Here is a 14,133-nt window from a genome sequence, read left to right on the forward strand (position 1 = left end):
GAGGAGAATAGGAAAAGAATGATGAGAATTTGAGAGCATGCTACATCGTATTCGGAGTGTATAAAGCTTGCGAATGCTGCCGGGGTAAACGCGAAGAAAACACAAAAAGCCACATTCGATTTCTCGAATGCAGCTCTAACCCTTAAATCACTTTTTGGAATATACAATTTTCTTGATACTGTCGATGGACAAACAAAATTGCTCTATGAGTTGGTCAATGGACATGCCCGCAGCGAATAGCTGGCGAATCTCATCGTTTCTTTGCTTCAAAATCATCCGGTTGCCGGAATTCTCGCCCCACTTTTGATGGGCTTCCTTCGGTTTGGGGATATACACCAATCCACCAGGAATGTGGCGCTGGATCTCCTTTAGCAATGATTCCGGAAAGATCGTGTCTGCGTTAATATATTTCATATTCGCTCCGCTCCTTAAAAGTTAAGATCTTTAAGGCAGCAGAGTCAACCGATGAACACTTGTTATACGCATTATAGTGGTGTGGCGGAAATAGATTTCAAGCTCTATACAAACAACCGCCGTTGTTCATCGCATGGACTCTGCATAGAGCGGATCGTGAAACTTCTTATGAATTGAATCATGGTAGCCCCCCATTCGGTGAATCCTATATTAGTTACTTTCATGGTACTCTTATATGTTCCATATGAGAACACAATATCCTTTTACAACATTCAGTACTGGTTCAAACTCCGTTCCAGCAACTCTCTCACTTGTTGTTGCAACTCCAAAGGCTCAACCACCTTCACTTCTGGTCCGTAGGAGAGCAGCTTCCGCGCTGTAAAAGGAAACTCCTCAGGCGGGACAAGTCCTCTCCACTCATTCCCTTCAACCGACTTAAACAGAACATCTGATCCTGCCATTCTCGCCCCAAAATCCGTGAATTGCAGCACCACTTCTACGCTTTTTCTGTTTTCCTTATAATTCAGCCACTCTTTCAAACTAGGAACCGACTCGTCGATAGAATCCAGCATAACCAGCTCCTGCATGCGATCCACCCGATACAACAGCACCCGATCCTTCCTCCGGGCCGGCATATACCAATACCCGTGATCGTAATAAATGCCTATGGGGAAAGCCTGTACTTTTTTATGTCCCTGCCGGGAATGATATATAAATTCAATCTCTCTTTTATCTACTGCTACGCCTAATAGCTCTGTTGTTAGTGCTTCGACCTGCACAGCATGATGTTGAAGGAACGTAATGTGCTGCCCCATCCGTGTAATCAGATCCTGTACATCCTGAGGTAAAGTTGAATAATATTCCTCGGCGAGATGCTCACGAATCGATCCATACGGAAAATCCGGGACGTTCTCCAAATATTCAATCATCATAAACAAACCCAACGCCTCATGCTGTGTGAGTTGGAGTGGTGGCAAAATCCGATTAGGAAGTACTCGATAACCCCCGTTCACTCCAACCTCCGTATACAAAGGAAAGCCCAACTCCTGCAGATCATTCAGATCTCGCTGGATCGTACGGATCGACACCTGAAAACGCTCCGCCAATTCACGAGCCGTAAATTTCTTTCTCGAATCCATGAGTCGCATCAATGCGAGTTTTCGATTATTCATATTCACCCCACCTAACTACGTCAACTTTTGTCATAGTTAGAGTGTATCATACATTTCAGAAGGGAGCGATTGATATGTCTAACAATAAAGTTGTGCTATATATTGCGATGAGTCTGGATGGATACATTGCAAGACCGGATGGTTCGGTGGATTGGCTGTTCGATGTGGAAGGTGATGGTGGCGATAACGGGTATGGCGAGTTCTATTCAACGATTGGATCGGTGGTTATGGGACGTCTTACGTATGAAGAGGTGCTCAAGCTGTCAGAGGATTTCCCCTATGCGGATCGCCCGACGTATGTACTTTCCCGTTCCCAACAAGCCCCTGCACCACACGTACAATTTACGGATGAGGCTGTGGAGAACCTGATTCCTCGCTTGAAGCAAGACTCCAGCGGTGACATTTGGATTGTTGGCGGAGGCCAGCTAGTGCAAGCCGTTCTGGAACAACAACTGCTCGATGAGGTTGAGATTGCCATTATTCCGAAAATTCTTGGTGATGGAATCCCCCTCTTTCCAACAGGAACGGTACCAACTCATTTCAAAATGATTCATACGTACACGCTGGGGCAGATCATTTCGATCCGCTATCAGGTACAAGGGAAGTAATCGTAGTATAAACTTCTCCTCCCGATGTACTACAAGGTGTACTAAAAGAAGAGCCAGACCTCTCTACCTAAGAGAGGTCTGGCTCTTCCGATTTCAAATGTAAATTAAAATTATTTTAAAATTCCCTTTAGAAATTCCGATAACGCATCAGCAGTTCTTCGATGAGATGACTCACCCGGATGACTTCTGGCGCCTACCGTCTCCTCGGTCGTATTGGGAAGCTGAATCACCGAGACTTTCGTATCTCCAGCCTGTTTCGTATAAGCGTCAACAGCACGATAGATCGCTGGCATCATGGGGAATCCAAGCATGCCGTATGCCCATACGAGATGCGCTTCTGGATTGTTTTTTCGAAGTTGAATTAGGAATCGGGTCACAGCATTCTCAAAAACAGCAAGATCCTCTTCATGGTAAGTCCCGTCTTCGTTAAGACGTTGCTTGTAGACCTTTCCGGTAACGGGGTCCTGCCACTCCGTGGTTTGAAAGGCTCCTCCATCATTGCTTCCCAGATTAACCACCACTACATTCGGCTGCCAGGAGTTAAAATCATGCTTGTCCCCTGCGCCAAGTGCTGCGTTCTTATCTCCGGTCACCAATCCACAGACTTGCTCGTAGTAAGCAGGGATATTTGCATTCGGATTGTTATCCCAACTCGTCAGTACACCCCAGCCGCTCTGCGAGATGACGCGGTATTCTGCATTCAGCGCTTCTGCTGTCATAGCCGTATAATTATGTATGGCACTGAACCACATCGGAATCCAATCTTCTTCCGCTTTGGCCCCGATCGCACCTTCTCCAGATGTAATACTGTCACCGATAAATTCAATCTTGTACGGTTTTTCCTCTACAGGCAGGAAGATGCCATCCGATTTGACCCCATGAATCTGCAAGGAACAGCCCGGATCTCCATTCATAGCCTGTACATCTTTCACAATCCGTACATTTTTCACCACATTCTCGTTCATGCCTCGGAATACGCAGATCCAATACCTTCCCGCCGTTAACATCTGTCTGCTCACCGGGACGTCGTTAATCAGAATGCTGATCCAAGGTTCATACAGGTCATAATCAGACTCTATCTCCACCCACAACTCAGAGCCTTTTACATTAAGTTCAACCGCACTTCCGGTCCAAAACAAGGTTAAAGGCCACCGTTGTCCTGTCGTTCTGCCATGTACTTTGAGGTTGCTGATATCAGATAACGCGTACGTCTGTAATTTCTCATTAACTCCCACCATGTATTCCTCCCGCATGATTATTGCCCCAAAGGGCAGTCTCATATGACTAGATTTTGAGAAAATGGTCTACATGCTTCTGGTACTTCTCGTACCAGATTTTCCATTCTGCTTCGCGAGATTCCAAGGTACTGCCATCCAGTAATGCCTCAATGACGTTCAGGCAGACATGCCACCCCGCTAGATCCTTAGGTGTATGGCTTGTGATGTGATGGATGGTTTCGAGCAGCAACAGACGACATCCATTCGGCTCTGGATATAGCTCAAACCGAACCCGGTCTTCTGCCCAAGTATATTCGAGAACAGAGCCAGGGATAAGCTCGATAATGTTGAGTTCCATAAAGGTACCATTCGGCATATTAAACTTGATGCTTCCACCTTCCCGAAGATCCGTTACTTCGAGTTCGGAGAACCACTTTGCAAGCTTTTCGTTTTCCGTCAAAAAGGACCATACATCCTCCGTAGCGTGCTTCCAATGACGTTCAAAACAAGCCAGGGTGCCATTCGGTACTAGCCTCAAATCTGCAATCATAATGTACCTCCTCCATAAGGATAGATCATGACTTACCGCTCTAAATATGAAATTAATCGATGTTATGCAAGGCCTTAAGCGCTTCCTCTTTGTTTTTCAAAAAGAAAACGTGCTTGCCATGGTTACACTCATAGATGAAGTCTCTGAGGCTTTTACTGTTGTATCCGTCAAAATCTCCGACTATGGCAAGTTTCACCTGGTAATTCACGTATTTCTGCAAAATATCACCTGCAAGTTTGGTCTTCAGTTCGAAGAAATCTTCGGTGAGATTGGATTTATCAATCAAGATTTTATGTGCGTCATCTGTATAGTTCACTGAGGCCATCAGATCGAGAGCGTCTTGAACATTGTTAATAACGATGTCATTGCTTTCGATGATGGCAACCTTGGAGCTGCCCTGTTGATCAATGATTATATTCATTTTATTTCTCCTTCCGCACAGCTTTTCTTTTATAATATCTCGCAGTTCCATAGTGAAAGCAACGACTTTTTGAGCGTGTTTACATATTCATTTGAACCCTCCGGCTGCTATGGATATTCCCATGATTGTAATTATTTACAACAATTCTTCTGCTATAATGGGAGTGTTTCCTATGAAGCTTAATTTCTTGTGGACTTCTCGCAGAAAGAGGGAGTTATTTATGGACATGAAGTGGTTAGAATGGGCAAAACAAATACAGGCTATCGCCCAAACCGGATTAACCTATGCAAAAGATATTTACGATATTGAACGTTATGAAGAATTGAGACGGATTAGTATCGATATCCTAGCCAACTACACTTCGGTTAACAAAGAAAAAATTGCACTCACATTTGCAAGTGATTCCGGTTACGCAACACCTAAAGTCGACATTCGAGGTGTTGTTTTCAGGGAAAATAAAATACTTCTGGTGCGGGAGAAACTGGACGGTGACTGGGCGTTGCCCGGCGGCTGGGGCGACATCGGCCTCTCACCGTCGGAGGTAGCCGTGAAAGAAATGAAAGAAGAATCCGGGTTCGATGTCCTGCCGATAAGACTTTTAGCCGTATTGGACAAGAAATTTCATGATCATCCACCCGAACCCTATCATGTATATAAGATGTTTATTCAATGTGAAATTGTAGGAGGAAAAGCTACAACAGGGGTGGAGACCAGTGCGGTTGGATTCTTCTCATTGGACGAATTGCCTGAGCTTTCATTGGAAAGAAATACGGTTGAACAAGTTAAAACCATGTTTGAGTTTCTTGACCAGCCCGATAAAAAAGTGATTCTGGATTAAATCCGTAAAAATCCCCTATAGCGACGATGTATAAACCCATCATACCATTGGTCCACACTACATCGTCTGCGGAAAGGGGATTTTGCTGGATCATCCACGATCCTGATAGAAAGCGTCGTCTGCACCGTCTTCCTTAACAAGATTCGCTTTAGGAATGGATACAACAAACGCGGAGCCCTTTTCTCCTTGCGGCGCTGATTTCACGCTAATTCGGCCTTCCAGAGACTGAACGATATCACGTACATGGGACAGGCCAATTCCGGTTGCTGCAATGCCCACTTCATTAAATTTGGTTGTATAACCCGGTTCGAAGATCACGTCTCTCTTCGCCTCGGGTACACCTTTCCCAGAATCGATAACCACAAATTGCACATCGGCTCCCTCTTCCAATACTTGAATCTGAATTGTTCCGTCGTTCTCAATGGCTTCCACGGCATTGGCGATTAGATTATTCATCACAGTTAAGAGAGGAATATAGTAAGGGGAGTCGCAATCATATTGCTGGTCGATATGGATCTCAATCTTCTTATTCAGCATTTCACTATATTTCCGATTTCCTTTGGTCGCAAAGTTGAGTACCTCGGAAATGCTCATATTCACTGATTTTTCGCTATCGTACAATTTCAACAGACCTGCAAGGATACGTTGGGAGTCCTTTTTGACCTCATGAATCTGTTGGGCGATGCCGAGCGTCCGCTGGCTGTATTGGTTCAAGTCCTGCTCTCTGAGATCCCGATAAAGGTCGTAGCTGTCTACGGCAATACCTTCAATCGTATTCATGGCTTTTTTCAGATAAAAGACTTCACCGTACAGACCTGAGTTAACGCTCAGCATCTGCTCCATCCGCTTCTCCTGCTCAGCATGCAGCAGTCGCATCTGCCTCACCGCAAAGCTGTTATACAGCCCGATGATAAAGTAGCTTCGCAAACCACCGAGCACCAGCAGATAAAGCCATTCTTTCATATAAAAGATATTTGTCCCACTCAATACACCGCGAATGAATAGCTCCACGAGATTAGAGGAAAAATCAATGCACGTAATCAATCCACCCAGCACAAGAGGCGGTATCTCATGGAATCTGTTCTTGAACTTGCTGAGGCCATAGGTGAATACGACATAATACATTCCCGCACCGAGATTATCCTGCATGCTTTCGATGATCGAGATCGAATTCACATGATTCATTAAATCAGCTGATTGAAAAATGAAGTTCACAATCCCCGCCAAAATCCCCGTCTTCACATAAGACAGATGCGGCATAATCATCAGCAAAAATAAAAGTATACTTACACCCAGACCAATCCGGAAGTAATCCTCCCGAAAAGGATTTATTTTAAAAAGCGCCCCCACAGCTGTAGCAAAAGCAACTGCAGTCATTTGCACATTTTCATTACGAACCCAATTGCGCATCATATTCCACCCATCATACCCTCGATTAGCGCTCCTCATTCATCTGCGCTTAAGACGTTAAACATACTAACATATGAAGAATTCATTAGAAATGATAAAAATAAGGGAAGTACTTATTACACTAAAGAGCTTCAGTAACCTACGCCTGACCCATATATTACTCTCAAGTGCGTATGTCACTTTGAGGTGCGTACTTCTCACCTTTCTTATTCTGATCCACAATAATGACAGAAGAAGAGAGGAGCATGCCCATTGAAACCCAATCAATCTGTTACCAGTTACACTGCGCTTGTCATCGGTGCTGGAGGCGTCATTGGAAGAAACCTCATTGATTATTTAATGACACTTCCGGAATGGAATATTATTGGTGTATCACGTCGTGGAGGAGAAGATGCCCCTAGGTTACAATATATATCGGCCGATTTGCTAAACGAAGCAGATACTCAGGCCAAACTGTGCCAGTTAACATCGGTTACTCATATTTTCTACGCCGCTTATCAGGATCGCCCGACCTGGGCCGAATTGGTCCAGCCCAATCTCGACATGCTCGTCAATGTCGTGAATACCATCGAACCGATCGCCCCCAATCTCCAGCATATCAGTCTAATGCAAGGTTATAAGGTGTACGGTGCACATCTGGGCCCATTTAAAACACCTGCCAGGGAAACGGATGCGCATCATATGCCTCCGGAATTCAATATCGACCAGCAGCAGTTTCTCGAGGAACGGCAGTCTGGAAGCAGTTGGACCTGGTCAGCCCTGCGGCCATCCGTTGTATGTGGGTTTGCTCTGGGTAATCCAATGAACCTCGCCATGGTTATTGGGGTGTATGCATCCATTTCTAAGGAACTTGGCTTGCCACTTCGTTTTCCCGGGAAACCCGGAGCTTACCATTCCCTACTTGAAATGACCGATGCATCACTGCTCGCTCGTGCGACTGTCTGGGCGGCAATCGATCCACGCTGTGCCAATCAGGCGTTTAATATCACCAACGGCGATCTGTTTCGCTGGAATGAACTTTGGCCCAAAATTGCTGCATTTTTCGAACTGGAAACGGCACCACCCCTGCCTCTCTCGCTTGCAACCGTTATGGCAGACAAAGAAGTGCTTTGGAATTCCATGATTGAAAAGTATGGTTTAATGAAGACCTCCTATGATGATGTCTCCTCCTGGTCCTTCGGTGATTTTGTCTTCTCTTGGGATTATGATTTCTTCGCGGATGGATCCAAAGCCCGTCGTTTCGGATTTCACGATTTCGTTGATACAGAGACTATGTTTATGGATATATTTGAAAATCTACGCGAGCGCAAGATCATTCCGTAATAGATATAGAATGCACAATAAGCCGATTCCTGTTACAAGAATCGGCTTTGCACCGTCAACAGTCAGAGGTCGGCGGCTTAAACAAGATTTTCCCTCGATCACCATAAACCTTTTCTACATGTGTATCGCCCCATCTGCACATCAGATGAAGAATCTCTTTAAGACTCCACCCATACTCCGTCAACTCATATTCCACCTTCGGCGGGACCTGGTGATGGGAAATTCGGAAAATAATACCCGCCTCCGTCAGTTCACCAAGCTGTTGGGTCAACACTTTCTGTGTAATGGAAGGTAGCAGCCTCATCAGTTCGCCATTACGCTTCTTGCCAAAGGTAAGATGGAATAAGATAACTGGCTTCCACTTGCCTCCAATCACTTCAAGAAGAGCCTCAACTGCAGTGTTATATACTTTGATCGGTTCCTGCATATCAGCTTCTATCTCCCTTCCAAAATTCAGTGTATCCTGAACAGATTATTTTTTGCACTCAAAGGTTCAGGCTATTCTTCAATCTTCCCGATTCATCTTTTCAAAAATATTAACTAATTGGGCTCGATCCTCTTCGGTCAGCTTCTGGAATAAATTCTTGCGCAGCTTCTGCCCCTCCAATATTGCTCTTTCGAGGACTTCGATCCCTTTATCGGTAATGTTCAAATATATAATGCGGCGGTCAGCTTCATCTACAATCCTGACGGCTAATTTCTTGGCAACCAGCTTATCAGCTAAATAACTGAGTGTAGGTGGGGTAAGGCCCAATAGTTTGGCAATATCTGAAGGTCGGCTTTTTCCATTTTGATTGAGATGACTGAGTACCAGCACATGAGAGACGCCGAGGTCCTCATTAAACGATTTGTTCCACTGTATAATCAATTTATTGGTGAAATTGTCCATGTTGTGTATGAGCTCAAAAATGTTCTGTTCTTCCATGTGATCCTCCTCGCAAAAATAAAACAACAGCCCTCATTCTACTTAAGGGCTGTCATCATTTTACACGCTATTGGGCTGAGTATCCACCATCGATAACCAGCTCAGATCCTGTAATGTACGAAGAATCATCCGATGCCAGGAACAATGCAGCGTTGGCAATATCGATAGCCTGCCCCAGACGTTGCAAAGGCGTTGCCTGAACGAGTCGATCAAGCAATTCCTTCGACGTGTTCAAGGCTTGAGTCATTGGTGTTTCGATGATCCCAGGGAAGAGAGCATTCACCCGAACACCTTGACGACCAAAGGTTGTCGCCGCTGCTTTGGATAATGCGCGTACTGCCCCTTTGGATGCCGAATAGTGGTTAAAGCCTTGTCCAATCAATGCGGTGTATGAAGAGATATTGACGATGGAACCTTTCTTTTGTGCTGCCATATAAGGAGCTACATGTTTCATGCCAGCAAATGGGCCAAAGCCATTAATGGAGAGCATTTTCTGCCAATCCTGCGCATTGATTTCCTCAAACGGCTTCTCTGAAGAAATGCCTGCATTGTTGACCAGAATATCAATTTTACCAAAACGTTCGTTAACTACTTTCGCTAATATCTCCCAATCTTCATCGGAGGAAACATTCAGCTTCATTCCGTACACATTCTCTTTTTGGCTTGCTTTCTCCAGCGCTTCCTCATTAATGTCTGCAGCAATAACGATGGCGCCTTCCTTTGCAAAGAGATCAACCATGCCTTCACCAATGCCCGAGGCTCCACCAGTAATAATAGCTACTTTATTATCTAATCTTCCCATATGAAAACGCTCCTAACGTATTTTATTTGTACGACGCTGCTTTAGTTGCTAGGCGTATTGTGTGATTTCATAAACTGTTCAAAATCGGGAACGGTTGGGTTGGCAATATAATGGCCACCCTCAACCTGGATGGTCTGACCGGTAATGAATTTGGACTCATCTGAGGCCAGGAATACGACGGTGTATCCAATATCATCGGGTTCCCCGTGATAAGGCAGTGCGTTATATTTTGCGAACATATCCAATACATCCGGAGGCATGTTATTCTGGGCTGCCGGGGTCAAGATCAATCCAGGTGCGACAGCATTGCAACGAATGTTATGCTTGCCATATTGGGTGGCAATATACCTTGTTAGATTCACTACTCCTGCTTTTGAGGCACCGTAAGCAACCCGAACCGCATCGCCTGTAAAGCCAGCCATGGAGGCCGTATTAATGATGGAACCCTCACCCGCTTCAATCATATGAGGGATGGCGAATCTACAGCCGAGCAACACGCTTTTCAGATTCACGTTCATCAGCCGATCCCACTCGTCCAGATCCACGTTAACCACGTCCAAATCCTTCTTCAGGTTGGTCAGGCCAACGTTGTTGAACAGACTGGTGAGCTTACCATATTGCTGCACCGCAAACTCGACAGCTTCCTTAATCGAAAATTCGTCTCCGGCATCAAGAAATACTGCTACTGCATCTCCGCCTTCAGCTTGAATGTTCGCTGCCGCTTCTTTTGCCCCATTGACATTGAAATCAGCAATAACGACTTTCGCTCCTTCTCTCGCCATCAATTGGGCTGCGGACAATCCTATTCCAGAAGCACCTCCAGTTACAAGGGCTACTTTGTCTTTCATTCTCAACATGGTTCTCAAGCTCCTTTCATAAAGAAACCGAAAATAAATAGCAGCTCTATTATTTATTTATTTAGATGACTAAATATTAGATGTCTAAATAATAGCAGAGGAATTGTCTTTCTGCAACGCATACGGCCCTGTATCCTTATTTTGGATGCCTTTAGCGAAACAAGCGAAGTGTTATAAAAATACAGCCCTCATGGATTTGAGGGCTGTATAGCATCAAGTCTCTTAATCAATATATTGATCCAAGTTTTCTGAAAATTTTGATAATGTCACTTTTCATTCTCCATCCCAGAGTCAGGATAAGGCTTGCCCACCGTATCATCTGGTGTCTGAACGTACCACTGAGCATATGTCGCGTTACCAGAATCGGATTCGGATTTCTCTGGCTTGCAAGTAAACTGGTACGCAGATATATCCTCTCCGCGTAAGGTTACAGTCACGGCAAGCTCCGGGTCACCCCAGCTTGGATATTTCCTACGGTACTGTGCATCGATAATTTCACTTTGAAAAGAAGGGCTGATCATAAATGCTGCGGTTTGAGTGAAAAGTCGATGAATCCCTTCTTCATCCGGTTCTGTTTTGACCGTATATACGACTTCGACCCGAGGTGTGGAATAACGAATCTCCGTCTTTTGAATAACAGGAAAATCTTGCTCGATATCCTGCCGAAAAGATTTGACTTCTTCTGAAGAGACGTTGGTGTAAGAAGTACATGCCGTCAAGAAAAGAATCAGAGCCAGAATATTCACTACGTGCAATATTCCTGAACAATGTTTGATGCCAGACATACAATCACCTGCTCTTTATTTGAAATACATGAATCCTCCGCCTAATGTACGGTTACCTGCTATGGCATCAAAATGAGTTCGATAATTGATACTCCTGCGTTGGCCCCAGGTCGAAACAGCAATCCATCTGCTGTCTGTAGTATCTCGATAATACTTGGTAATCGTCATCCAATGCCATTCGTATTCGTAATCATCAAATTTGGAAAGATTGAGGGTCGCAACAGGAGAATTGAGGCTCAACCCCGCTTTTATATTTTGAGAGTACCAATTCTGGTTTCCTCCATAACTGTAACCCGAACCATCCTGTACTGGTACAAACATGGATTGATTGGCTTCAACAGTAAGACTTACTTCTTCTTTGGCAACCGCAGCGGTAGCCCGAGTGCTAATATCATTCTGTAGAATTTGATCCATGTATTCCCGATTTTCTTCAGATCGGATAGTTTCATATTTTTGATGTAATTCGTCCATATTGACTTCAACTGCTTCAGTAATATCACGCAAGGATTGAAAATTATTTTCCATTCCAAAGTATTGTTGATGGCCCTTGTCTGTCACTTGAACCATATAATTCATTGGTGGCACAAATACTATTTTTCTTTCTTCAGATTTCTCCATAATGGACGGGCTGGATAACGATTGGTGGAGCCTTTGTACGACTGAGTCATCTATAAAAATATCATATGCATCATAGCCATCCTTTAGCGCTCCTACTGAAATATAACCAATCTCTCGTTCTCCCTCGACTAGAGGGACTGCGTAAGCAATAGTCTGGTTATTCAAATTGTAGAGAGGAATCATATTGGTTGAAGCTTCAATAATACGATCTTTGGTTTGAATATCATTGGCCATATAACCCTGTATATGCTTTTGCGCAATTTGTAGAACCTCCGGTTCAGACAACATTTGAGGAACCGATTCTTTTGTTTCTTCGCCCTCTTGTACAAATATGTTTTGCTCATGCTGGATGGGACCTGCCTTAACAGAAGAGACAGGTAGAAATGGAAAAAGCAAAAGGAAAATCATAACATAAATATACCGTTGCATTTTATTTTGCATAAGAGCCTCCTAATATAATTACAATATATTTGCAAATAGCGCCTTAATTTTAATTCAACAATTCAACACAGTCATACACCCACCCGGCACTTAACCAATTGCCCAAGTCGCTGGAGCCGCTGATTGGTGTAATGGTTACCGTATTGGCCCCATTAACGAAATAGGAGGCCGGTATATTCCAGGAAAAGGTTGTATTATTCCCCCGATAGGTCCCGATCGTAAAGCTACGCGAATTCGGTTGGGAGGAAGCTGCCGGATTCGTTAACGTATGACCGTTAATCGTTACGCTGGGTCTTCCATTGTTGTATGCTGCCGTAATACCGATGTTAAGTACATGCGAAGACGCCGCTTGGGCAGAGTTCAGGCTAAAGGTAACGGTTGTGGGCGAGTTTTGTCCACGGAACTGAATTGCTGGGAACTTGTTGGTTGCACTGCCGGTGGCATAACTGACGGGGCCCCAGCTTGGATTACGGCTATCGGAAGGATGACGGATCGGAATTGTCTGGCCGTTCAGGAACTCCGATGGTGTACCATCCCAATTCCCAATGCGCCAGATGCTGGATGCTTTACTTGGGTCATTGTTGATCGTACGCGTATTCAGCGTTGTCGTTGATCCTCCAGTGACGTTCACACTTTCCGTATAAACGGCCAGTTCCCCCTTATACACCGTCATGGTGTATGTACCTGGAATCATGCTGTATTTGGCAGCTGCTCCGCTCGAAGAGGCGTTCACCCAATATTGGGCGTTGCTGTTGGCAAAACCAACCGTATATGCATATCCCGTATCCATGCCAGAGAGCCCGTTAAGCACGACATTACCTCGGCTGGATACCCAACCTGTCAGGTTCAGACCGGACATCCAGCTAAAATCAGGTACGCTTGGCGTTGTACCGTTGGTGAAAATCAAGGCATACGGTCCATGCAGACCCATGCGCCAATTTTCAGTCTGGGCATGTCCTGAATTCATGTAATTGTAGACTTCCGTATCCCCACCGCTCTGGAACTGAATATCACGGAAGAACGGACCTCCCGAACTTTTCTCTCGGTCGCCATAGGCCATGAACACACCCACACCGCTACCCGTAACGCCTCGAATGGTCAGATCCTTAGCTTGATCATTGCCGTAATATTTCGAGGTACTCTGTCCGTTTGCGTAACCAAAAACGTCCTGGCTCTCAATTGCTCCGGTATTGTTCCGATTATTCGAATTGGCTGGAACTCCTGTCAAAACGCTGCCGTTGCCCCGGAAAATATAGCGCAATTCACCCACAGACGGTTCTGCTGTGACATACGTCGCCATATAGATAATGTTCTCACCGCCACGTGATGCATAATAGTGGGTAAGTGTGCTGGTTGATACGGTGATCAACACGGTTGATCCCGAAGGAGATGTGTTCCAGATTACATTGGCTGAACCTAAACCAGAGCCGATATGGGACGCCTTGCTGGAGCCGTTCAGCTCCGTTCCGTTCATTTTGGCAGATATGATATCTCCATTGGTTTTATTCACCGTGTATACCAGCCCTGCTCCTGTGTTTACTTCAATCCTCGACCCGTTATCCGTAACATAGATGGTGGCTGCGTGTCCGGTGGATGTTGGATATAATACCGCTGCTGCCATCATCACCAATAATAGAAATGAACTGAATCCCTTCTTCATTAAACGTCTGCTCACGAGCTAATCCCTCCCTGGAATAGTTTCTTTAACGTTTTCGTAATGGGCCAAAATCAGATTTAAATATCGTATATGTG

16 protein-coding genes are annotated in these 14,133 nt (G+C 44.9%); 3 read left to right on the plus strand and 13 right to left on the minus strand.

Going from position 1 to position 14,133, the window contains the following annotated elements; translation table 11 throughout:
* Positions 1-147: 147 nt before the first annotated feature.
* Together G3352_RS09145 and G3352_RS09150 are read right to left on the minus strand one after the other, a co-directional pair.
* Positions 148-414, minus strand: coding sequence for a CD3324 family protein (locus tag G3352_RS09145; RefSeq protein ID WP_163755856.1), 267 nt, complete (start codon positions 412-414; stop codon positions 148-150).
* 272 nt (positions 415-686) lie between these two features.
* On the minus strand, positions 687-1,586 hold the full coding sequence (locus tag G3352_RS09150) for a helix-turn-helix transcriptional regulator (protein WP_163755858.1): 900 nt from the start codon (positions 1,584-1,586) through the stop codon (positions 687-689).
* A gap of 74 nt (positions 1,587-1,660) precedes the next feature.
* Between G3352_RS09150 and G3352_RS09155 the strand changes: the two genes are divergently transcribed.
* Entirely contained in the window at positions 1,661-2,194 is a 534-nt protein-coding gene (locus tag G3352_RS09155; protein WP_205524772.1) for a dihydrofolate reductase family protein, read from the plus strand.
* 110 nt (positions 2,195-2,304) lie between these two features.
* On the opposite strand, the gene G3352_RS09160 is transcribed toward G3352_RS09155, so the two are convergent.
* The 3 genes from G3352_RS09160 to G3352_RS09170 are packed head-to-tail and all read right to left on the minus strand — an operon-like array spanning position 2,305 to position 4,382.
* A complete protein-coding gene (locus G3352_RS09160) occupies positions 2,305-3,429 on the minus strand; it encodes an SGNH/GDSL hydrolase family protein (RefSeq protein WP_163756042.1) in 1,125 nt (374 codons plus the stop codon).
* 49 nt (positions 3,430-3,478) lie between these two features.
* Positions 3,479-3,961 carry an SRPBCC family protein gene (locus G3352_RS09165; protein WP_163755860.1) on the minus strand — a complete coding sequence of 161 codons (483 nt, stop codon included), beginning with the start codon at positions 3,959-3,961 and terminating at the stop codon, positions 3,479-3,481.
* 52 nt (positions 3,962-4,013) lie between these two features.
* A complete protein-coding gene (locus G3352_RS09170; protein ID WP_163755862.1) occupies positions 4,014-4,382 on the minus strand; it encodes a DUF4180 domain-containing protein in 369 nt (122 codons plus the stop codon).
* Positions 4,383-4,602: 220 nt separating this feature from the next.
* On the opposite strand from G3352_RS09170, the gene G3352_RS09175 reads away from it, so the two are divergent.
* Entirely contained in the window at positions 4,603-5,220 is a 618-nt protein-coding gene (locus G3352_RS09175; RefSeq protein WP_163755864.1) for an NUDIX hydrolase, read from the plus strand.
* Positions 5,221-5,310: 90 nt separating this feature from the next.
* On the opposite strand, the gene G3352_RS09180 is transcribed toward G3352_RS09175, so the two are convergent.
* Positions 5,311-6,633: an ATP-binding protein gene (locus G3352_RS09180; RefSeq protein WP_240342991.1), complete on the minus strand. Its 1,323-nt coding sequence runs from the start codon at positions 6,631-6,633 to the stop codon at positions 5,311-5,313.
* Between the two features lie 249 nt (positions 6,634-6,882).
* Here G3352_RS09180 and G3352_RS09185 point away from each other — a divergent pair, with 249 nt between their 5' ends.
* Positions 6,883-7,953, plus strand: a complete 1,071-nt coding sequence (locus G3352_RS09185) for an SDR family oxidoreductase (RefSeq protein WP_163755869.1) — start codon at positions 6,883-6,885, stop codon at positions 7,951-7,953.
* A gap of 55 nt (positions 7,954-8,008) precedes the next feature.
* Here the strand turns inward: G3352_RS09185 and G3352_RS09190 are convergent, their stop codons facing one another.
* The 7 genes from G3352_RS09190 to G3352_RS09220 form a co-directional block, all read right to left on the minus strand.
* Complete coding sequence (locus G3352_RS09190; protein ID WP_163755871.1) at positions 8,009-8,380, minus strand: winged helix-turn-helix transcriptional regulator; 372 nt, start codon at positions 8,378-8,380, stop codon at positions 8,009-8,011.
* A 78-nt stretch (positions 8,381-8,458) separates the two neighbouring features.
* On the minus strand, positions 8,459-8,878 hold the full coding sequence (locus G3352_RS09195) for a MarR family winged helix-turn-helix transcriptional regulator (protein WP_163755873.1): 420 nt from the start codon (positions 8,876-8,878) through the stop codon (positions 8,459-8,461).
* Between the two features lie 67 nt (positions 8,879-8,945).
* A complete protein-coding gene (locus G3352_RS09200) occupies positions 8,946-9,680 on the minus strand; it encodes an SDR family NAD(P)-dependent oxidoreductase (RefSeq protein ID WP_076287245.1) in 735 nt (244 codons plus the stop codon).
* Positions 9,681-9,721: 41 nt separating this feature from the next.
* The gene (locus tag G3352_RS09205; protein WP_163755876.1) at positions 9,722-10,537 is read right to left on the minus strand and encodes an SDR family NAD(P)-dependent oxidoreductase; all 816 of its coding nucleotides are present in this window, start codon (positions 10,535-10,537) and stop codon (positions 9,722-9,724) included.
* Positions 10,538-10,803: 266 nt separating this feature from the next.
* On the minus strand, positions 10,804-11,322 hold the full coding sequence (locus G3352_RS09210) for a hypothetical protein (RefSeq protein ID WP_163755878.1): 519 nt from the start codon (positions 11,320-11,322) through the stop codon (positions 10,804-10,806).
* A gap of 15 nt (positions 11,323-11,337) precedes the next feature.
* Positions 11,338-12,381 carry a hypothetical protein gene (locus tag G3352_RS09215; RefSeq protein ID WP_163755885.1) on the minus strand — a complete coding sequence of 348 codons (1,044 nt, stop codon included), beginning with the start codon at positions 12,379-12,381 and terminating at the stop codon, positions 11,338-11,340.
* A gap of 49 nt (positions 12,382-12,430) precedes the next feature.
* The gene (locus tag G3352_RS09220; RefSeq protein WP_163755887.1) at positions 12,431-14,056 is read right to left on the minus strand and encodes a rhamnogalacturonan lyase B N-terminal domain-containing protein; all 1,626 of its coding nucleotides are present in this window, start codon (positions 14,054-14,056) and stop codon (positions 12,431-12,433) included.
* Positions 14,057-14,133 lie beyond the last annotated feature (77 nt).

Origin of the sequence: Paenibacillus sp. ALJ109b (assembly GCF_010747435.1) — a bacterium.
GTDB classification, from domain to species: Bacteria; Bacillota; Bacilli; order Paenibacillales; family Paenibacillaceae; genus Paenibacillus; species Paenibacillus taichungensis.

Coding starts and splice junctions, on each gene's coding strand:
- G3352_RS09150 (WP_163755858.1), bottom strand. CDS start 1,586: ATGAATAATCGAAAACTCGCATTGATGCGACTCATGGATTCGAGAAAG.
- G3352_RS09190 (WP_163755871.1), bottom strand. CDS start 8,380: ATGCAGGAACCGATCAAAGTATATAACACTGCAGTTGAGGCTCTTCTT.
- G3352_RS09195 (WP_163755873.1), bottom strand. CDS start 8,878: ATGGAAGAACAGAACATTTTTGAGCTCATACACAACATGGACAATTTC.
- G3352_RS09205 (WP_163755876.1), bottom strand. CDS start 10,537: ATGTTGAGAATGAAAGACAAAGTAGCCCTTGTAACTGGAGGTGCTTCT.
- G3352_RS09170 (WP_163755862.1), bottom strand. CDS start 4,382: ATGAATATAATCATTGATCAACAGGGCAGCTCCAAGGTTGCCATCATC.
- G3352_RS09165 (WP_163755860.1), bottom strand. CDS start 3,961: ATGATTGCAGATTTGAGGCTAGTACCGAATGGCACCCTGGCTTGTTTT.
- G3352_RS09210 (WP_163755878.1), bottom strand. CDS start 11,322: ATGTCTGGCATCAAACATTGTTCAGGAATATTGCACGTAGTGAATATT.
- G3352_RS09175 (WP_163755864.1), top strand. CDS start 4,603: ATGGACATGAAGTGGTTAGAATGGGCAAAACAAATACAGGCTATCGCC.
- G3352_RS09200 (WP_076287245.1), bottom strand. CDS start 9,680: ATGGGAAGATTAGATAATAAAGTAGCTATTATTACTGGTGGAGCCTCG.
- G3352_RS09215 (WP_163755885.1), bottom strand. CDS start 12,381: ATGCAAAATAAAATGCAACGGTATATTTATGTTATGATTTTCCTTTTG.
- G3352_RS09145 (WP_163755856.1), bottom strand. CDS start 414: ATGAAATATATTAACGCAGACACGATCTTTCCGGAATCATTGCTAAAG.
- G3352_RS09180 (WP_240342991.1), bottom strand. CDS start 6,633: ATGATGCGCAATTGGGTTCGTAATGAAAATGTGCAAATGACTGCAGTT.
- G3352_RS09155 (WP_205524772.1), top strand. CDS start 1,661: ATGTCTAACAATAAAGTTGTGCTATATATTGCGATGAGTCTGGATGGA.